General features: G+C 65.6%; 19 protein-coding genes and 1 tRNA gene. 16 read left to right on the top strand and 4 right to left on the bottom strand.

Features of this window, described 5'->3' with window-relative positions:
• Positions 1 to 2 precede the first annotated feature (2 nt).
• The 11 genes from purL to ACYQ3J_RS01380 all read left to right on the top strand — a co-directional run bounded on the left by purL (position 3) and on the right by ACYQ3J_RS01380 (position 12,349).
• Entirely contained in the window at positions 3 to 2,168 is a 2,166-nt protein-coding gene (purL, locus tag ACYQ3J_RS01430; protein ID WP_460123481.1) for a phosphoribosylformylglycinamidine synthase subunit PurL, read from the top strand.
• Between the two features lies 1 nt (position 2,169).
• Positions 2,170 to 3,543: an amidophosphoribosyltransferase gene (locus tag ACYQ3J_RS01425; protein WP_460123478.1), complete on the top strand. Its 1,374-nt coding sequence runs from the start codon at positions 2,170 to 2,172 to the stop codon at positions 3,541 to 3,543.
• Positions 3,544 to 3,549: 6 nt separating this feature from the next.
• Entirely contained in the window at positions 3,550 to 4,767 is a 1,218-nt protein-coding gene (locus ACYQ3J_RS01420) for a phosphoribosyltransferase family protein (protein WP_460123475.1), read from the top strand.
• Positions 4,764 to 6,242, top strand: coding sequence for a phosphoribosylamine--glycine ligase (gene purD / locus ACYQ3J_RS01415; RefSeq protein ID WP_460123472.1), 1,479 nt, complete (start codon positions 4,764 to 4,766; stop codon positions 6,240 to 6,242). Before ACYQ3J_RS01420 ends, purD begins: the two co-directional genes overlap by 4 nt.
• 72 nt (positions 6,243 to 6,314) lie before the next feature.
• A complete protein-coding gene (gene purT / locus ACYQ3J_RS01410) occupies positions 6,315 to 7,550 on the top strand; it encodes a formate-dependent phosphoribosylglycinamide formyltransferase (protein ID WP_460123469.1) in 1,236 nt (411 codons plus the stop codon).
• A gap of 2 nt (positions 7,551 to 7,552) precedes the next feature.
• Entirely contained in the window at positions 7,553 to 8,596 is a 1,044-nt protein-coding gene (purM, locus tag ACYQ3J_RS01405; RefSeq protein WP_460123466.1) for a phosphoribosylformylglycinamidine cyclo-ligase, read from the top strand.
• Positions 8,562 to 9,671 (top strand): formate--phosphoribosylaminoimidazolecarboxamide ligase family protein, encoded by a 1,110-nt coding sequence (locus ACYQ3J_RS01400; protein ID WP_460123462.1) that lies wholly within the window; start codon positions 8,562 to 8,564, stop codon positions 9,669 to 9,671. The genes purM and ACYQ3J_RS01400 overlap by 35 nt, the downstream gene beginning before the upstream one ends.
• A 1-nt stretch (position 9,672) precedes the next feature.
• Positions 9,673 to 10,107, top strand: coding sequence for a 5-(carboxyamino)imidazole ribonucleotide mutase (gene purE / locus ACYQ3J_RS01395; RefSeq protein ID WP_460123459.1), 435 nt, complete (start codon positions 9,673 to 9,675; stop codon positions 10,105 to 10,107).
• Between the two features lie 49 nt (positions 10,108 to 10,156).
• A complete protein-coding gene (locus ACYQ3J_RS01390; protein WP_460124582.1) occupies positions 10,157 to 11,176 on the top strand; it encodes a formate--phosphoribosylaminoimidazolecarboxamide ligase in 1,020 nt (339 codons plus the stop codon).
• 45 nt (positions 11,177 to 11,221) lie between these two features.
• Entirely contained in the window at positions 11,222 to 11,935 is a 714-nt protein-coding gene (gene rpiA / locus ACYQ3J_RS01385) for a ribose 5-phosphate isomerase A (RefSeq protein WP_460123457.1), read from the top strand.
• A 42-nt stretch (positions 11,936 to 11,977) separates the two neighbouring features.
• Positions 11,978 to 12,349 carry a hypothetical protein gene (locus ACYQ3J_RS01380; RefSeq protein WP_460123454.1) on the top strand — a complete coding sequence of 124 codons (372 nt, stop codon included), beginning with the start codon at positions 11,978 to 11,980 and terminating at the stop codon, positions 12,347 to 12,349.
• Here ACYQ3J_RS01380 and ACYQ3J_RS01375 read toward each other — a convergent pair.
• Complete coding sequence (locus tag ACYQ3J_RS01375) at positions 12,346 to 12,504, bottom strand: preprotein translocase subunit Sec61beta (protein WP_460123452.1); 159 nt, start codon at positions 12,502 to 12,504, stop codon at positions 12,346 to 12,348. The two genes, ACYQ3J_RS01380 and ACYQ3J_RS01375, sit on opposite strands and share 4 nt — an antisense overlap.
• Before the next feature lie 270 nt (positions 12,505 to 12,774).
• Between ACYQ3J_RS01375 and ACYQ3J_RS01370 the strand changes: the two genes are divergently transcribed.
• Positions 12,775 to 13,059, top strand: a complete 285-nt coding sequence (locus ACYQ3J_RS01370) for a MazG nucleotide pyrophosphohydrolase domain-containing protein (protein WP_460124579.1) — start codon at positions 12,775 to 12,777, stop codon at positions 13,057 to 13,059.
• Between the two features lie 217 nt (positions 13,060 to 13,276).
• Here the strand turns inward: ACYQ3J_RS01370 and ACYQ3J_RS01365 are convergent, their stop codons facing one another.
• Together ACYQ3J_RS01365 and ACYQ3J_RS01360 are read right to left on the bottom strand one after the other, a co-directional pair.
• Positions 13,277 to 14,038, bottom strand: a complete 762-nt coding sequence (locus ACYQ3J_RS01365) for a phosphoglycerol geranylgeranyltransferase (protein WP_460123449.1) — start codon at positions 14,036 to 14,038, stop codon at positions 13,277 to 13,279.
• Positions 13,983 to 14,333 carry a hypothetical protein gene (locus ACYQ3J_RS01360; RefSeq protein ID WP_460123446.1) on the bottom strand — a complete coding sequence of 117 codons (351 nt, stop codon included), beginning with the start codon at positions 14,331 to 14,333 and terminating at the stop codon, positions 13,983 to 13,985. The genes ACYQ3J_RS01365 and ACYQ3J_RS01360 overlap by 56 nt, the downstream gene beginning before the upstream one ends.
• Positions 14,334 to 14,417: 84 nt before the next feature.
• Between ACYQ3J_RS01360 and ahcY the strand changes: the two genes are divergently transcribed.
• Both ahcY and ACYQ3J_RS01350 read left to right on the top strand, forming a co-directional pair.
• Positions 14,418 to 15,665 carry an adenosylhomocysteinase gene (gene ahcY / locus ACYQ3J_RS01355; protein ID WP_460123443.1) on the top strand — a complete coding sequence of 416 codons (1,248 nt, stop codon included), beginning with the start codon at positions 14,418 to 14,420 and terminating at the stop codon, positions 15,663 to 15,665.
• Positions 15,666 to 15,737: 72 nt separating this feature from the next.
• Positions 15,738 to 15,814 (top strand) — tRNA-Ile (locus ACYQ3J_RS01350).
• A 429-nt stretch (positions 15,815 to 16,243) separates the two neighbouring features.
• Here ACYQ3J_RS01350 and ACYQ3J_RS01345 read toward each other — a convergent pair.
• Positions 16,244 to 18,094 (bottom strand): CBS domain-containing protein, encoded by a 1,851-nt coding sequence (locus ACYQ3J_RS01345; RefSeq protein WP_460123441.1) that lies wholly within the window; start codon positions 18,092 to 18,094, stop codon positions 16,244 to 16,246.
• Between the two features lie 278 nt (positions 18,095 to 18,372).
• Here ACYQ3J_RS01345 and ACYQ3J_RS01340 point away from each other — a divergent pair, with 278 nt between their 5' ends.
• Entirely contained in the window at positions 18,373 to 18,714 is a 342-nt protein-coding gene (locus ACYQ3J_RS01340; protein ID WP_460123437.1) for a TFIIB-type zinc ribbon-containing protein, read from the top strand.
• Positions 18,715 to 18,843: 129 nt separating this feature from the next.
• Entirely contained in the window at positions 18,844 to 19,233 is a 390-nt protein-coding gene (locus ACYQ3J_RS01335) for a Rid family detoxifying hydrolase (RefSeq protein ID WP_460123432.1), read from the top strand.
• The last annotated feature ends 27 nt before the right edge of the window (positions 19,234 to 19,260 follow it).

Here is a 19,260-nt window from a genome sequence, read left to right as displayed (position 1 = left end):
CGGTGCCTCTGAGCGAGTACGAGTTGAGGTACGCGGAGGAGAGGCTTGGGAGGAGGCTGACGAGGGAGGAGGCCGCGCTGCTCGAGGCGGAGTGGAGCGAGCACTGCAGCTACAAGAGCACCCGCCGCCTCCTCTCGAGGCTCCCCACGAGGGCGCCCTGGGTGCTCGTGGGCCCGGGCCGCGACGCCGGCGCGGTCAAGCTGTTCGACGACGTCGCTCTCGTCGCGAGGATTGAGAGCCACAACCACCCCTCGGCGGTGGACCCCTACAACGGGGCCGCGACGGGTGTGGGCGGGATCATAAGGGACGTCCTGAGCCTCGGGGCTAGGCCGGTCATGCTCCTCGACGCCCTCTACCTGGGGGACCCCAGCTCGCCGAGGGCCAGGTGGCTGGCCAGGAACATCGTGAGGGGGATAAGCGACTACGGCAACCGAGTCGGGATCCCAACCGCCGCCGGCTACACCTGGTTCTCGCCCAGCTACAACAACCAGCCCCTAGTCAACGTGGCCTGCATAGGCGTAGTCCACCCCTCCAGGATCCTGGAGGGGAGGGTGGAGCCCGGGGACGTCATCGTGCTGGCGGGGAACACGACGGGCAGGGACGGCCTCCTCGGCAGCAGCTTCGCGAGCAAGCCCCTCGGTGGGGACGAGGAGGACCTAGCCGCCATCCAGGTGGGGAACCCGTTCCTGGAGAAGCTTCTAATCGACGCTTTAACCGAGGCCTTCCAGCGCGGGATCCTGAGGCACGTCAAGGACCTCGGCGGGGGCGGGCTGGCGACCGCAACGGTTGAAACCGCCGCCTCGAGCGGCGTGGGCTTCGTGGTCCACCTGGACAGGGTACACTTGAGGGAGCACAACCTCACCCCCGCCGAGATACTAGTCTCCGAGAGCCAGGAGAGGATGCTCCTCGTCCCCAGGAGGGGGAGGCTCGGGGACCTCCTGGCGGTGCTCGACAAGTACTCGGTCGAGTACAGCGTGATAGGCTACTTCACCGGCGACGGGAGGGTCCGCTTCCTCTACCGCGGGATCCCGGTGGTCGACCTTCCAGTGGAGCTCGCGGCCAACCCGCCCCTCCCCGAGAGGGGGGCCCAGGCGCCGCCGCCCCCGCCCGAGCTGCCCCCGCTGGAGGGCGACGTGAGGGAGATTCTCCTCAACCTCCTGGCCAGGCCGAACGTGGGGTCGAAGAGGTTCGTCTACGAGAAGTACGACTGGGGCGTCGGGGGGAGGACGGTGGGCCAGCCCGGCTACTACGACGCCGCAGTCGCCTGGCTCAGGGACGGCACGGTGAGGGGGTTCGCGGCGGCGGTCGCCGGGAACCCGCGCTACACGAGGCTCGACCCGTTCCGCGGCGCCGCCCTCAGCCTCCTGGAGGCTTACCGTAGAGTCGCCGCGGTCGGCGCGGAGCCTCTGGCGGCGCTGGACAACGTGAACTCGGGGAACCCCGAGAAGCCCGAGCAGCACGGCTACACCGCCAGGATCATCGAGGGGCTCGCCTGGGCGGCGTCGGGGGTGGGAGTGCCGTTCATCGGGGGCAACGTGAGCCTCTACAACGAGGACAGCAGGGGGAACATGATCGACCCCGTAGCCTCAGTCCTCGTCGTCGGCAGGATCCGGGACGTCTCGAAGGCCCTGCCCAACGCCCTCCACTGCGGAGGCCTCATCGTGGCTGCGGGGGAGACGAGGCCGGAGCTCGGGGGGAGCGAGGCCGCGGAGGCAATCCTCGGCCGCCCAGCCGGGGAGCCCCCGGAGCCCAGGCCAGAGGATGAGAGGAGGCTCGCCCGCCTCGCCGCCGAGGCGGCCTCCCGGGGGCTTGCGTGCTCCGCCCACAGCGTGGGCCTGGGCGGCCTGCTCGTCGCCGTGGCTAAGATGGCTGTCAGGGGGGGAGTCGGCGTGGAGGTCGACCTCTCCCGGGCCTGCAGCGGCTGCTCCCCCCTGGAGGCGGCCTTCTCCGAGACCCCGGCTCGCATGGTGTTCGAGGTGCCCCCAGGGAGGCTCGACGAGTTCCTGGAGGCCGCGAGGAGCCACGGGGTCCCCGCGGCGGTGATCGGGAGGGCCACCGGCGGGGAGGTGCTGGAGGTCCGCTTCGCCGGCTCAGGCTTCACGGTTGGGCTGGAGGAGGCCGGGGAGGCCTACGAGTCCGCGCTCAGGGCGCTGGAGGGGGTGGCGTAGCGTGTGCGGCATCGCAGCCTGGCTGGGCCCCGGGGCGTACGCGAGCGTCTACGAGATCCTGGTCGGGGAGCAGCATAGGGGCCACGACGCCGCGGGCGTAGCGTTCCCTGCGGGCGGGGAGGTCAGGGTTGTGGGTGGGAGCGGCTACGTGTGGCAGGCCCTCCCCAGCCCCCGGGAGTCGCCTGGCCCCCTCGCCCGTGCGGGCGTCGTGATCGGGCATGTGAGGTACTCCACTAGTGGGGGCTACTCTGGGTACCAGCCCGTCAAGTCCTCCAGGGGCCTGGTCACGGTGGCTTTCAACGGGACTATCCACAACTACGTGGAGGCAGCCGGCGAGGTCCTCGGGTCGAGGGGGTACGCGTGGGACGCGCAGGCCCTAGCTGATATAATCGAGCACTTCTACCTCGAGGAGGGGAGCCTGGCGGACGCGGTGCGAGAGGCCTCCCGGGTCCTGAGGGGGGCCTACAGCCTGGTAGCCCTCACCCCCCGCGGGGAGCTTGTGGCCGCCAGGGATCCCCTGGGGGTTAGGCCCCTAGCTTACGCTTACGAGCCAGGCGTGCTCCTAGCCGTCGCCTCGGAGACGGGCCCCCTCGCGGGCCTGGGGCTGGAGTGGAGGGAGCTAGGGGCGGCGGGCTACCTCCACTGCCACGCCGACGGGGGGAGGCCCGAGTGCTACGCCGGCAGCCTCCCCGGGGCGGGGGAGCCTAGGCCCTGCGCCTTCGAGTACATCTACTTCCTCAGGCCCGACAGTGTCTTCGAGGGCGTCGTGGCCCACGAGGCGAGGAAGAGGATGGGGGCCCTCCTCGCCGGCATCGACGGGGAGGAGGTAGACGTAGCCGTCCCCGTGCCCGACAGCGGGAGGAGCGCCGCGATAGGCTACGCCGAGGCGAGGGGGGTCCCATTCGACGAGGCCCTCTACCGAAACAGGTTCACGGGCAGGGCCTTCATCTCATCCCCCGGCGTGAGGCGGGAGGTGCTCAGGTCCAAGTTCACAGTCATACCCTCAGCCCTCCAGGGGAAGAGCGTCGCCGTCATTGACGACTCCATAGTGAGGGGGGACACCTCCCGCCACATAGTCAAGCTCCTCAGGAGGGCGGGGGCGTGGAGGGTCCACTTCAGGAGCGCCTCGCCCCCCATACTCTTCCCCTGCTTCTACGGCGTCGACATCCCCAGCAGGTCCGAGCTTATTGCGAGGAGGCTCGGCGTGGAGGGGGTTGCCAAGTTTATCGGGGCCGACTCCCTCCTGTATAACACCGTCGAGAACCTGGTTAGGGCGATCGGGCGGCCCGTCTGCCTCGGCTGCTTTACGGGGGCCTACCCCCACGACTTGGACTTGGACCTCTTGGAGGGGAGGTTCAGCCTTGGGAGGAGGTGAGCGGCCGTGGGCCTCCTGCTAGCGTACTTCTACGAGCAGGACCAGGACGCCGGTAGGTACGCCTACTACGGGGTCATGGGCCTCAGGCACAGGGGGTACAGGGTGAGCTACGCCGTCCTAACCAGCGAGGGATTCAAGACCGGCGAGGCCGACCCGTGGGGGGACTTCGATCTCCCCAGCGGCTACGCAGTCGCAGCCGCAGTCGCCCCAGCCGCCAAGCTGGCCACGGTGAAGGCCAACGGCTTGAGGGCGGTTGCGGCAGTCGACGGGGGCTGCCCCGCCGCGAGGCTCGCGGAGCTGGCGCTCGAGGGGAGGGGCGAGGAGGCTGCCGAGGCCATCGCCGGGTGGGAGGAGTACTCGCCCTGCGCGGCGGTGGTGCTGAGGAGCGACGGGGTCTACGTGGCCGGGAGGGGGAGGGAGCCCAGGAGGCCCCTCAGCCTCGGCGGCTACGGCTTCGAGGCCCTCTACGCTGCAAGCGAGACTGCCCCGGTAACCCTCATGGGCGGCTCGCCCCGCTACGACATAAAGGCCGGCGAGGCCGTCTACGGGGACAGGTTCACGTTCGACCGCGTCCGAGTGGGCGGCGTGAGGAGGACCTCCCTCATGGAGTACGTCTACGTCGCCAGGCCCGACAGCATCGTGGACGGGGTGAACGTCTACGAGTTCCGGAGGGAGATGGGGAGGAGGCTGGCGAGGCGCCACGAGGCCGAGGTCGACGTGGCAGCGGGCGTGCCGGAGACGGCTATACCCTACGCCATAGGCTACGCCGAGGAGAAGGGGGCGAGGCTGGAGTACGGCTTCACCTCGACGGTGGGCAGGGTGAGGACCGCCGTCGCCCCAATGAGCTTCGAGGAGAGGCTCATGACCCTCAGCCTCAAGCTGAACCCTGTCCCGGGCGTCTTCAAGGGCAAGTCCGTGGCGATAGTGGATGACAGCGTCGTCACCGGCCTCACCCTGAAGGTGGTGATCCAGAGGCTGAGGCGTGCCTACGGCGCCCGGGAGGTCCACGTCGCCGTGTCGAGCCCGAAGATAGTGGGCACCTGCCCGTACAGGCTCCAGGAGTTCAACCCGGAGACGCTGATCGCCAGGCACCTCGACGACGAGGTCATCACTAGGGCCCTGGACGCTGACAGCCTCGCCTGGCTCCCCCTGCGCGAGGCCGTCGAGTACCTCAGGCGGTTCGGGGTGGAGCCCTGCACGCTCTGCATGGGTGGTGAGGGGTGAAGGTACTCATAGTAGGTGATGGGGGTAGGGAGCACGCGCTCGCCCTCCTAGTGGCCCGCAGCCCCCTCGAGCCGAGGGTGGGGGTGCTCGCGGGCCACTGGAACCCCGGGCTCGCGAGGGTCGCCGAGGAGACTGGGGGAGCGTACTACAGGGGATCCCCGACGAGCCCAGGCGACGTGGCGAGGGCTGCAGAGGCGTTCTCGCCGGACCTTGTCGTGGTCGGCCCTGAGGAGCCCCTCTTCGCCGGGGTGGCCGACGCGCTGAGGGAGAAGGGGTTCACGGTGTTCGGGCCGAGCTCCAGGGCCGCCGTGATAGAGAAGGATAAGGTGTTCGCGAGGAGCCTGATGTGGAAGCACAGGATCCCCGGCAGGCTCAGGTTCATGGCGTTCAAGGACCCCGAGGAGGCAGCGAGGTACGCGAGGGCCCTTGGAGACGTCGCGGTGAAGCCGGCGAGGCAGGCGGGGGGCAGGGGCGTCAGGGTGTTCCCCGAGTCCTTCGAGCACCTGAGGGGCGCCGTGAGGGAGGCGGCCTCGGGCTACGCAGCCCGAGTCGCGGGCCTCGTCAAGTCCAAGTACAGCGACATCGAGCACTCGGTCATAGTTGAGGAGAGGGTGGAGGGCGTCGAGTACACGGTGATGACTGTGACGGACGGCGAGAGCCTCGTAGCCCTGCCAGCGGTCCAGGACCACCCCCACCTCTTCCCCTTCGACCTGGGCCCGGAGACGGGTGGGATGGGAGCCATAAGCGGGCCCTGCGAGACCCTCCCCTTCATAACCAGGAGGGAGTACGAGGAGAGCGTTGAGATAGTCAGGAGGACCGTGGAGGCGCTCCGCGCCGAGATCGGGGAGCCCTACATCGGCGCGCTGAGCGGGCAGATGATGCTCACAGGCTTCTGGGGGCCGACGCTCATCGAGTACTACTCCAGGTTCGGCGACCCCGAGACCGCCGCCCTCCTCTACATGGTTGAGAGCGACTTCCTCGAGCTGCTCGACAGGGCGGCTACGCGCCGCCTGGCCGGGTACACCCTCAGGCTGAGCTGCGACACGTACGTCGTCGTCAAGGCCGCCGCCCCCGCCGGCTACCCGGCGGATAGGGGGAGGGCGCGCGGGCACCCCCTAGCGGTCGACGAGGAGAAGGCAAGGAGAGCCGGCTGCACAGTGCTCTACGCAGGCGTCGACAGGGCCCCCGACGGGTCCATCGTGACCACGGGCTCCAGGGCGGTGGAGGTGGCCTGCAGCGGCGGCAGCTTCCAGGAGGCCTCGGAGCGCGCGGAGAAGGTGTTGGAAGGCGTCAGGCTGCTGGACGGCCACCCGCTCATACACCGGTGGGACATAGGCTCGGAGGCGCTCCTCAGGGAGCGCATGGAGCAGGCGGAGGCGGCCAGGCTATCCTACACTAGGCGCAGGGAGAAGGGGCTCTTCACCCTCTACGACTGGATCCCGGGCAGGGGTGTTTTGTCTTATGACTACTCCTAGCCCCTCGAACCCCATGCCCGGCCCCAGAGGGGCCGGGAGGCTTTACAGTTCCCTGTCTAGGGGTGGAAAGGCGTGAGCCGGGCTAGGCCCCTCGAGTTCATACCCTCCCCACTCGGCCCCGAGGCGGCTAGGATCCTCCTCCTCGGCGGCGGGGAGCTGGGCAAAGAGGTGGCCATCGAGGCCCAGCGCCTGGGCCTCGAGGTCGTGGTGGTCGACAGGTACCAGTGGCCCCCGGCGGCGCACGTGGCCCACAGGAGCTACGCCTTCAACATGCTCGACTACAAGGCCGTCGTCAGCGTGGTGGAGAGGGAGAAGCCGCTGGCGGTGATCCCGGAGGTCGAGGCGATATCCACTGATGCGCTGGAGTACCTAGAGGGCAAGGGCTACAGGGTTATCCCGAACGCTAGGGCGGTGAAGATAGCGATGAACAGGATCGAGCTGCGCCGCTTCGCCGCCGAGCAGCTCGGGCTCCCCACGACGAGGTACGCCTTCGCATCCAGCGAGGAGGAGGCATACGAGGCCTGCGAGAAGGTCGGCTACCCGTGCCTCATCAAGCCCGAGATGAGTAGCAGCGGCCACGGGCACGTGAAGGTCTCGGAGCCTTCGAGGGAGGCGGTTTACAGGGCCTACAGGGAGTCGATAAGCCACGCTAGGGGCGAGAGCAGGAGGGTCATTGTGGAGGAGTTCGTGAACCTGAAGTCCGAGCTCACCGTGATCGCCTACCGCTACCTCGACGGGGACCGCGTCGCCACGGGCGTGCTGGAGCCCATAGAGCACTGGCGCTACGGGGAGTTCCACTACATCGAGTCCTGGCAGCCCGCAACGCTCCCCAGGAGCGTCCTCGACGAGGCCAGGAGCATCGCCGCCCGCGTCGCCGACGCGCTCGGAGGCCTCGGCGTTTTCGCGGTCGAATTCCTCTACTCCGGCGACGGGCGGCTCCTCTTCAGCGAGCTAGCCCCGAGACCCCACGACACCGGCATGGTGACGCTGGCCAGCCAGGACCTGAGCGAGTTCGCCATCCACGTCAGGGCCGCAGTCGGGCTCCCGGTGCCCGAGGTGAAGCTGCTGACCCCGGCGGCGAGCTACGCCGTCTACACCGACCTGGAGGGCGAGTGGTTCCCCAGGCTCGACGGCGCCGCCAGGGCTCTGGCGTTGAAGGGCGTGGACCTGCGCTGGTTCGGCAAGCCCGTGACGTACAGGGGCAGGAGGATGGCGGTGGTCCTGGCGAGGGGCGAAACCGTGGAGGAGGCCAGGGAGAAGGCGAGGAGGGCGGCCAGCCTGCTAAGGGTGGCCCCGAGGGGAGGCTAGGCTTGGAAGGGTGGACGTACAAGAAGGCGGGAGTTGACCTCGACGCACACAGAGCCATGCATGATGAGGCGTTGGAGGCCGTCGTGGAGACCGCGAGCCGCTGCGGGATGAAGCTGGGGGGCCTCGGGGGCTACGCCGCGTGGGCCGAGCTGTGGGGGAAGCGCGTGGCCCTCCACGTTGACGGCGTTGGCACGAAGACGCTAGTCCTCGAGAGGCTTGGCAGGCTCTGGGTGGCGGGCTGGGACTGCGTAGCGATGAACGTGAACGACCTCGCCGTGGCCGGCTTCAAGCCCCTGCTCATGGTCGACTACGTGGCGATGCCCCGCAGCGACCCGGAGGGGTTCAGGGAGGTCCTCCGGGGGGTCCGGGAGGCGGCTGTGAGGAGCGGTGTCGCCCTCGTGGGCGGGGAGACCGCCATACTCCCGGGCCTGGCTGGCGGCTACGACGTAGTGTGCACCGTGCTCGGGGTGGCCGTCGAGGCCGGGTACGAGGGCAAGGCGCGCCCCGGCGACGTCCTGGTTGGGGTGGAGAGCAACGGCTTGCACGCTAACGGCTACAGCCTGGCGAGGAGGGTGGTGGAGGAGAAGCTGGGCGGCTACGACGTGGAGTATGGTGGCGTGAGGATCGGGGAGGAGCTAGCGAGGCCGACTCACATATATTCAAACCTTGTCCTGGAGGCGATACGCAGGGGCCTAGCCTCGGCGGCAGCTCACGTGACTGGGGGAGGCTTCACGAAGCTTGCCAGGATCCTGAGGGGCGACTCCTACATCGAGGTCGAGCCCCCCGAGCCCCCCGCGGTGTTCAGGGTGCTCCAGGAGCTCGGGGGGATCCCGGTGGAGGAGATGTACAGGGTGTTCAACATGGGCGTCGGCCTCGTCCTCGCCGCCGAGCCGGGGGCGGCCGAGGAGCTGGTCAAGCTCGCGGGATCCCACGGCTTCCGGGCCTGGGTCATAGGCCGCGTCCGCCGGGGCAGCCCGAGGGTGGTGGTGAAGCCGCCCGGGGGTGGGGTTGTTGAGTATAAGGTTCGACCCGCGGGAGCTGCTTGAGGGCTACGACCTGGAGAGGCTTACGATAGCGGCGGTGGCGAGCCACTCCGCGCTAGACGTCTTCGACGGGGCGAAGGACGAGGGGTTCCCAACGCTCGCCATCTGCCAGAGGGGCAGGGAGAAGCCGTACCTCAGGTTCAGGAGGGTAGTGGACGAGGCCATAGTGCTCGATAGGTTCTCCCAGGTGGCCCTCCCGGAGAACGTTGAGCTGTTGAGGAGGAGGAACGCGCTGCTAGTCCCGAACAGGAGCTTCGCGGTCTACGTAGGCTACGACGTCATAGAGGAGAGGTTCAGGGTCCCGATCTACGGGAACAGGTACCTCCTGCGCTACGAGGAGAGGACGGGCGAGAAGAACTACTACAAGCTACTCGACGAGGCCGGCGTGAGGAGGCCGCGGACGTTCGAGTCCCCGGACGACATCGACAGGCCGGTCATAGTGAAGATGCCCCACGCGAGGAAGAGGGTTGAGAGGGGCTTCTTCATAGCGGCGGATAGGGACGGCTTCTGGAGGACCTTCCGCCGCCTCGTGCGGGACGGCGTGGTGAGGGAGGAGGACCTGGCGCAGGCATCGATAGAGGAGCTCGTCGTAGGCGCCCACTTCAACGTCAACTACTTCCACAGCATAGCTCGCGGGGAGGTTGAGCTCCTCAGCATAGACAGGCGGATACAGACCAACCTAGACGGCCTGCTGCGCATGCCGGCCGACGCGCAGCTGGAGGTACTCAAGTACGTTGACGTGGAGTACGTTGAGATAGGGCATGAGCCCGCGACGATTAGGGAGAGCATGCTCTCCAAGCTGTTCGAGATAGGCGACGCCTTCGTGGAGGCAGCCAAGCGTGTGGAGCCGCCGGGCGTCATAGGCCCCTTCACGCTCCAGCTCATGGTGACCCCAGACCTAGACGTGGTCGTCTTCGACGTCGCCCTGAGGATCGGTGGGGGGACGAACGCCTACATGGGGGTGGGGAGCCAGTACAGCAAGCTCTACTTCGGCCGCCCCATAAGCATGGGGAGGAGGATCGCCATGGAGATTAGGGAGTGCCTCGAGAAGGGATGCCTGGAGGAGGTGGTGACCTAGCATGGCCGCGGGGGCGCAGGGCGGCCGGGGATCCCCCTGCTCTGGGAGGGTTGCCGTGATCGTTGGGAGCGAGCGTGACCTGGAGTATGCCGAGAAGGCTGCTGGGATCCTGAGGGACTCCGGGGTCGAGGTTGAGGTGAGGGTGCTGAGCGCCCACAGGAACCCCGAGGAGCTGGAGAGGTACATCAGGGAGAGGGACGGGGAGATAGACGTCTACATCGCCATGGCTGGGCTCTCCGCCGCGCTGCCGGGCTTCATAGCGTCGAGGACGAGGAAGCCCGTGATAGGGGTCCCGCTCCCCGTCGGCCCCCTAAACGGGCTGGACGCGCTGCTCTCGATAGTCCAGATGCCCCGGGGCGTTCCGGTTGCAACGGTGGGCATAGGCTCTGCGGAGAACGCCGCCCTTCTAGCATTGAGGATCCTGGGGTGCGGGTGAGTTGGAGCCCCTCGGGCGGAGGCTCGTCGAGGCCTACGACGAGGGGGACCTGACGGTTGCGACGCTCGCTAGCCACTCGGCGCTGCAGATCCTCCACGGGGCGAGCAAGGAGGGCTTCAGGACCGCCGTCATCGGGCCGGCGGAGAGGCTCCGCTTCTACGCCAACTTCAAGCACTTCATAGACGAGTTCATCGAGGTCCCCGGGTGGAGCGGGGCCTGCACGGGATCCCTGGCCGGGAGGCTCAGGGGGCTGAACGCGATACTCGTGCCCCACGGGAGCGCCGTCGAGTACCTCGGGCCGGAGTGCATGGAGAGGATCGAGGTCCCCATCTTCGGCCTCAGGAGCCTCGTGAGGGTGGAGGCGGACCAGAGGCTGAAGCTCTCCCTCCTAAGGGAGGCCGGGATCCCTGTTCCGAGGAGCTACGAGCCCGGCGAGAGCTTCGAGGGGCTAATTATAGTGAAGCTTCCCGGGGCGAAGGGTGGCAGGGGCTACTTCCTTTCCAGGGACCCAGGCGAGGTGGCGGAGAGGCTCGAGGAGCTGGCGCGGAGGGGGGTTATTGAGTCGCCGCGCGACGCCTTGATCCAGGAGTACGTCGTGGGCGTCCCGGCCTACTACCACTTCTTCTACAGCCCGATACTCGGCAGGCTCGAGATCATGGGGGCCGACGTGAGGTATGAGTCGAACGTAGACGGCCTCAGGAGGCTCCCCCCAAGCCTCGCCGAGGGTGTGGAGCCGAGCTTCGTCGTCGCCGGGAACATACCCCTGGTGATGAGGGAGAGCCTCCTCCCCAGGATCATGGAGTACGGGGAGCGCTTCGTGGAGGCGACGAGGAGGAGGCTGCCCCCGGGCGTGATAGGCCCCTTCAGCCTCGAGAGCGTGGTGACCGAGAACCTCGACATCGTCGTCTTCGAGTTCTCCGGGAGGATAGTGGCCGGCACGAACCTCTACATAACGGGAAGCCCCTACTCGGCGCTCTACTGGGACGAGCCCATGAGCACGGGGCGCAGGATAGCGAGGGAGATCCGCCTAGCCGCCTCCCAGGGGAGGCTCGCCGACGTGGTAACCTGAGGCGGCCGGGCAGCCCCCTCTTGAGCCGGGCGGGGTGCTCCCGAGGTGGCGAGGTGCAACGCTAAACTCGAGGCTGGCAGGGGGCTCGTGGAGAGGTTCAGGGGGTTGATTGAGGAGGCGAGGGTCCTCGGCGTTGGGACTGGGTCGACGGTGAGGGCCGCGCTCAGGGTACTGCGGGATGAGGGGCTCCTGGAGGGGAGGATCCTGGTCGCTTCAAGCGTCGACACAGCCCTCGAACTCGCCGGGATGGGCTACAGGCCGGTGATGCCCAGCGTGGTGTCGGGCGTGGACTTCTACTTCGACGGAGCCGACGAGGTGGACCCTGGGGGGAACCTGCTGAAGGGGAGGGGGGCCGCCATGCTGGGGGAGAAGATACTCGCCTCCATGGCAAGGGTTAGGGTGTACGTTGTGACGGAGGAGAAGCTGGTCGACAGGCTGGGATCCCGCCGCCCCCTTCCCGTCGAGGCAGTCCCCTGGGCGGCTGAGTACGTGAGGAGGAGGCTGGAGGGCATGGGCTACAGGGCCGAGTACAGGCGCTGCCAGGGCAAGGACGGGCCTGTGGTCACTGACTGGGGCGGGGTGGTGATAGACGTCCACACGGGCCCCATGGAGGATCCCCGGGCGGTGGAGGCGGAGGTCTCCTCCATACCCGGAGTGGTGGCGACCGGCCTCTTCATAGGGCTGACCGACTACGTGGTGGTCGCGGGCCCGGGCTGCGGCTACAGGGTCCTCGACTTCACGGGGAGACGGCCCCGCTAACAGGGCCTCCACGCTGAGGGGCAACACTGCTGGGGGTGACCGGTGGAAGGCCCGCCCGTGGACGTCGCCGAGGCCCTCTCAGCCGGGATCCCGGGGGAGCTGGAGCGCAGGGCCCGGGAGGCCGGGCTCTCCTGGAGGTTCGTCAGGGTCTCGAGGGAGCCGGAGGTCTGGGTGTACCTAGGCGAGTCCGGGGACTACATCGTGATCCCCGGCCTCTACTGCAGCTGCCCCCGCTTCCAGCTGGGCCTCTCCTCCACGCCCTTCCACGGCTGCCACCACGTGCACGGGGTCAGGTACGCCGTTGAGGAGGGGAGGTACAGGGAGGTCGAGGGCCTGGACCTGGCCCAGGTGGTGAGGGAGGTCTTCACCCTCGGCAGGGCGGTCTCGGTTAGGAGGGCGGTCTTCACAGGCTAACCCACTATGTGGGCCACCACGACCACGAGAGTGAACAGGGACGCCAGCAGGACGACCGTCGTGGGGCTAACCCTGACAGCGCCCTCGTACTCCTCGTAGAACGATATGAGGCCGGCGGCAGTCATGGGACCGCCTCTCCTCTGCCTCTTAGACAAGGCCCTGGAACCCCCTCCCCGGGGTACCCGAGGCTGGCCCGCGGGCTGCTAAAACAGTTACCCACCCCGCGGCGCGCCGGGGCCGGGGGCGGAGAGTTTAACGGGTAGCTTCAATTACATGCGTGCGAGCCTAGTGCCGCCGGCCCCGAGGGCCGCCCACGACTCTGCAGTTCTCCAGAAAAGCTAGAAAGGGTTGTGGGGAGGCGGAGGCCCCTACCGTAGGCGCGGAAGCGGCTCGGTAGCGGTGAAGGGGTGGCTCCGGGGTTGGGGTTGGACCTCGCCTGCCTCCAGGAGGCTATCCGGAGGGCGTACTATGAGAGGGACTCGGCTAGGGGTCTCTACGCCACGTTCGCCTGGTTCGTGGAGGAGGTCGGGGAGCTCGCCGAGGCGCTGCTGGGGAAGCGCGACGCCGAGGGCGTGCGGGAGGAGATAGCTGACGTGCTAGCCTGGCTCCTAAGCATAGCCAACCTGGCCGGCGTGGACGTTGAGGAGGCCTTCAAATCCAAGTATGGGCGTGACCTCGAGGCGGTGGGCGGCTGCCGGTCGAGGGCCTAGGCTCCCCACGCCTTTAGGCGCCTAGCCCGAGGGTCAGGGCTATGTACCACTCAAGGTCCTCCCTGTCCCTTGCGGTCACGTTGAAGGCCGCCCTCCTGGCCTCCCTCCTCTCTAGACTTACTGCGGCCACTGTGCTCACCCCGCCCTGTTAGTCGGTAGCCTACAGTAATAAAGGGGAGGGCTAAGCTTCTGAAGTCGATCGACTAAAGGGAGGGTTCTAGGCGCTCTTGAAGGCCTCCACGAGCGGGGCCAGCTTCTCGGGGTCCTCCTCGACGATCGTGCCCGTCACCAGGGCGTCCGCCCCGGCTCTCGCGAGATCCCTGGCAGTCGAGGGATCCCTCACCCCGCCCCCCACGACGATGAGGGTCTCCTTGAACCCGGCCTTGTCGAGGAGCTTCCTCGAGAGCGCCACGGCCTCGGGCGGGACGGGCCGGGGGGCGCCGCTGCCGGCCTCCAGGTAGATTATGGAGGAGCCCGTGAAGGCGCCCGCGAGGACGTGGGCCGCTATTATCTCGTGCCGCTCGTAGGGTATGGGCCTAGCCCTCCCTATGAACCCCGCCGCGCCCCCGTGGCCGACGATGATGTAGGTTGAGGGTATAGGCTCCAGCCCCATGGACGCCACGAGTGGGGCGGCCTGGACCTGGACGCCTGAGAGGTAGTAGGGGTCGTCGCTGTTCAGGAGGACCATGAAGAGCACCGCGTCGGCCTTCGGCGTGAGGCCGTTGATGTTCCCCGGGAAGAGTATGACTGGGAGGCTGCAAGCCTTCTTGATGGACTCCACAACCTCGCTCAGCTGGGGCTCGTACACTCCGAGGGAGCCGCCGACGAGGATCGAGTCGGAGCCCGCCTTGCCCGCTAGCACGGCTAGCTCTGCAGCCTCGCGCGGCGTCACCTTATCCGGGTCCAGGAGGGTGAAGTGGAGCCTACCCTTCAGTCTCCTCTCTAGCAGGTAGCTCAGCACCCTCCTCTTCCTCAACATTCTCAGCCTCTAACTCGCCACCCTCAGCCTCAGCCGCCTCTATCTCCCCCGAGTGGACCTTATCCACTACAAGCCCGTAGACGTCTACCGCCTCATACACCTCGGGGACCTCTAGGTTCAGGTTTAGCCCGCAGCTCCCACACCTCACCACGGCGATCTTCGTCCCAGGCTTGTCGCTCTTCTTGAAGTCTATGGTTAGAGTGAACTTGTGGCACACCGGGCAGGTGAAGTACCTAGCCGGCTTCTTAACCCTCCTCACTACGCCGAGTTTTCTCCTCCTCCTTCTCCTGGCCAACTAATTCTCCACCCTGGCCAACGCGTTCCCCGAGGCTATGCCTTTAAACCTCAACAGCGCCGGGGGCTCTGCCGGTGCCCGTGAATGGTGGAGTTCAAGGTTAAAGACGTTAGCCTGGCCCGGGAGGGGCGGGTCATCATAGAGTGGGCTGAGGCCCACATGCCCGTCCTCATGGAGCTGAGACGCAGGTACTCCGGGGAGAAGCCCCTGGCGGGCGTGACCGTCTCAGCATGCCTCCACGTCACCAAGGAGACCGCGGTGCTGGCGAGGACCCTGAAGGCTTGGGGGGCCGAGGTCTACCTGGCCGCCAGCAACCCCCTCTCGACGCAGGACCACGTGGCGGCGGCGCTGGTCGAGGATGGCGTGAACGTGTTCGCCTGGAGGGGGATGAGTAGCGAGGAGTACTTCTGGGCTATAGAGAGGGTCGCCTCCGCCGGGCCCGACATAGTGATAGATGACGGTGGAGACCTGCACGTGACCATCCACGAGAAGCTCCCCCAGCTCGCAGGGAAAATCTGGGGTGGCACCGAGGAGACCACGACGGGCGTCATAAGGCTCAAGGCGCTGGAGAGGGCGGGCAGGCTCCTCTACCCGGTGATAGCGGTCAACGACGCATACACGAAGTTCCTGTTCGACAACAGGTACGGGACGGGCCAGAGCACGGTGGACGGGATCCTGAGGGCGACGAACATCCTCATAGCCGGCAAGACCGCGGTCGTCGCCGGCTACGGGTGGGTCGGCAGGGGCATAGCGATGAGGCTCCGGGGCATGGGGGCCAGGGTTATAGTGACGGAGGTCGACCCTATACGTGCCCTCGAGGCGGTGATGGACGGCTTCGAGGTTATGCCGATGAGGGAGGCCGCCAGGAGGGGGGACATATTCGTCACCGCCACCGGCAACAGGGACGTGATTAGGGGGGAGCACATCGAGCTGATGAAGGACGGGGCTATCCTAGCCAACGCCGGCCATTTCAACGTGGAGATAAGCATTAGAGACCTAGAGTCCATGGCGGTGTCGAAGAGGAGGATCAGGCCGTACCTCGACGAGTACAGGCTCAAGGATGGGAGGCGCATCTACCTGCTAGCCGAGGGCAGGCTGGTGAACCTCGTAGCCGCGGAGGGCCACCCGAGCGAGGTGATGGACATGAGCTTCGCCAACCAGGCACTGGCCACGCTGTACATCAAGAGGAACAGGGGCAAGCTGGAGCCCAGAGTCTACAGGGTCCCAGAGGAGCAGGACCGGGAGGTCGCATCGCTCAAACTCAAAGTCATGGGCGTGGAGATAGACACGCTAACCCCCGAGCAGAAGGAGTACCTCTCATCGTGGAAGTAACTCTCCACGAAGCCACTGCGGGCTGTTAAAGTTAAAAGCTCAAACCGGGGAAACAGGAACACTCACGGCCCAGGGCCCGTAGCTCAGCCCGGTAGAGCGCCCGGCTCATAACCGGGTGGTCGGGGGTTCAAATCCCCCCGGGCCCACCACGCTCAATAAACCCTAAACAACCCCGAGAGCCCTCTTGACCTCCAAGCCGACGCGGCCATGCACGCTCGGCCCGTGAAGGGCCTGTACCCAACCAGCTATCGTGCGGCTCTCCTCTTTCACCAGCCGGCGCCACCGCTAAGCGCTCTCCAGCGGCGTTGCAGTGAGCGTCGGCGCCGAGGAGCCCGGGGAAACTAGCTACCTGGCTGAAGCGCCGGCAGGCCCAGCTAGGCACTAATTGAGTGGTGCAAAGAGGATGCAAAGCGGCGCGCCGCCCCGCGGGATCCCCGGGGGTGGCCTCGGGTTTAATGGTGGGGTGCGGCGCGCCTAAAGGGTGCCCTGGGAGCCTTGGGGGTGCAGCACCAATCAACCCCCAGGGCCGTGTAGAGCGTGGAAGCACTTGCCCCGGGCCACTTCCGGGCCGCTTAATGCTATGCGCCCTTTTTGGTGATCCTCTTCGCGGTTTCGACTGCGACCTCCGCGTAGCGGGCCATCTCTCTTAGTATGTCGTTCTTTGTTATAGTGCCGATCACTCTTCCATCCTCGTCCACGACGGGTACTCCGTCGACGTTGCTCTCCTTCATGATTTCTATGGCTTTGAACGCGTCGTCCTTGGGTGACACGTAGCGCTGCAGGGGTGTTGTGGCGTGTATCACGAGCAGCGGGGCTATGACTACATACCTCGCGAGCTTGCGCCCGCCCCTCATGAGCCTCCTAACCCACACGAGCCTCCTGCTCTTGCTAGCCCTTAGGGCGTCCTCAAACGCCACGAATGGCAGCCGGTTGGCGGAGACGACGCCCAGGATCCTCGAGCCGTCGTAGACCGTTAGCGCGTCGAGGTGGAACGTGAGCATTCTGCGTACCGCGTGCGCTAGGCTGTGGTGCGGGTGGACAACGCTCACCCTCCCAGGCATTATCAGGTTCTCCACGAGTATGCGGCCCGTCTGCGTCCTAGTGTATGCGTCGACTAGGTCATCCTTAGTTATGAAGCCAATGAGGTTGCCCTCCTCATCCTCTACGGTGGCCACCTCGCTTCCGCTGGAGAGGAGCTGCAGCGCAACCTTCTCAATCGGGTCGTCCGCCTTGACCTTGGGTATGTTCTTATTCATAATGAAGTCGATGAAGAACTTGTCGTAAACCCTCCTCCTCCAGATGGGTCCCTTGAAGGCTATAGCCTTCAGCATGTCGAACTTCGAGATGACTCCAACAATCCGGCCGGCCTCATCCACTACGAGGAGGTAGTTTGTCTTCCTCCTCAGCATCTCCTTCCTTGCATGCTCAACAGTGTCGTTGATAGTGATCGCCGGCATGTGCAGCCTTGCAATATCCTTTGCGGTGAGGCCTGAGACGACGTATGCCTTCTCCGCCTTGACGACGACCTCCTGGAGCAGCTCCCTGTCGGTGCGGTAGGTAACCTTCTCCTCCGCCGCGGGTATAGGCTTCTCGATGGGCTTGACCGGGACGCGGCCGGGCTTCCTGCCCTTGAGGTACGCCTTGACCACGTCGGCCATAGTCACTATCCCAGCGAGCTTGCCCTCCTCGTCGACGACCGGGACCACGGTAAAGTCGTTTTCAACCATCACGGTTGCAACGTCCTCAACCAGGCTCCTGACGTCGGCGACCACTATGCCTCTCGTCATTATCCTCCTGACCTTGGCGGGCGTCGTTATCTTGCCTGCCCGGATCTCCCTATGGAACCTCCACCTACCCTTCCTGATCAGGTCGAAGGGCGTAATGATGCCTATGGGGGTCCTGTCCTCCTTGCTCCTAACAACTATGACAGCCGGGAGCCCCTTGAAGACGAACTTACTCCAGACCTTGTTTATAGGCGTGTCCGGAGTCACCACGTAATCGTCGAGGTCCTCTGTAGTCATGATTTCAGACACGGTTTCAGCCTTCGGCTCGTAGCCTAGGCTCCTCAGCGCCTGGATAGCGTCCCTCAACGTGAAGACTCCAACAAGGTTCCCATTTTCATCGACAACAGGAGCCTCGTAGGCCTTGAACTCTTCCAGCATTTCAACGGCCTCGTCAAGGTTCATGTCGGGCCTTAGCGTGGGGTAGTCCCTCGCTACATCCCTAACCCTAAGGCGGGACTTGGTGCTCGTGGGTATTATCGCCTCCACCCTCGTGAGGAAGCCGATGTACTTGTCCTCCTTCTCACTCTTGACTATAGGGATTATCCTCTCCTCCGTTGAGCGGAATAGAGCCCTAGCATGTACTAGCGGCGTGTTAGGGTACACTTTAGCTCTCGGCTCCCTAGCGACGTCTGCCACCTTAACCATTCTGCCTCACCCTGCTCCAGCGGTGCCAGCCCGCCTAGCTAGGCTAAAAGTATCAAGGTGGTAAGGTAAAGATAATAACAATGCATAATCGCGGCTTCTACAACGTGGCCTCAAACCGAGTGAAACGTGGAAGACTACGAGGCCAGTCTGGCAGGGTAAAATTTATGTCTGTTAAACTGGTATGACCAGCAGGCTAGAGGAGGCTGCAGGGCACGCCCTTAGAGGCGTGTAGCCAAGGCCTGCCAGGCGTGAAGTGTAAGCGGGGGTGTATCGGTATAATGCATGACGGCAAGCAAGTGCTGTGCCCGCGCTGCGGGATCCCCATGGACTACGTTATGGAGTCGGAAATCGTGGGCTCGGAGAAGAGGCTGATACGCTACCACCAGTGCCCCGCCTGCAGGGCCAAGCTGCTCGACGAAAAGATCGTCATTAGAGCCAATGGCTCTAAGATAATTGTCGTGGTAGATGACTACACGACCAGCGGGTTCAGGCCGATAATATCATCAATGACCGGCAGGGGCAACGGCAGGAAAGGCTTGGCCAGGAGGATAGGTAATCATAAAGGGGCGGGCGCCCCCAGGAGGCCTGTAAAGCCGGCGTCGGCCCCGAGTAGCTCGTAGAAAAATTTTTTCCACGGTTTACATGCTCGAACAGCCCCAGGCTTTCATGAAATCGCTCTAGGCGCTCAATGGATGGGTGTCAACGCCTTAACCGTACCCTTCTACTTTAATGTTCTGGGGTGGCTGCTTGTGAAGGAGTCGGTATTCACCGAGAAGGCTCCTAGGCCTACGGGTCCTTATAGCCAGGCGATCAAGGCAGGCGGCTTCATATTCGTCTCCGGCCAGATCCCCCTTGACCCTGCTACCGGCAAGCTTGTAGAGGGGGGCTTCGAGGAGAAAGCTAGGAGGGTTATGGAGAATGTTAAGGCTATACTTGAAGCCGCCGGGGCATCCATGGATGACGTAGTCTATGTCAGGGTTTACCTGAGCGATTTAGGGATGCTCCCCGAGTTCAACAGGGTTTACGCTGAATACTTTAAGGGGCTCCCTCCAGCCCGCGTTGTCGTGGAGGCGCCTCGCCTCCCCCTAGGCGCTGAGGTGGCTGTCGAGGCCGTTGCATACGTTGGAGCCGACGGCTGAGAGGTGCGCGAAGGCTTGCGGGCCCGT

Source organism: Stetteria hydrogenophila (assembly GCF_054657575.1).
Note: the sequence above shows the minus strand (reverse complement) of the source record. Positions and strands in the feature narration are given on the sequence as shown.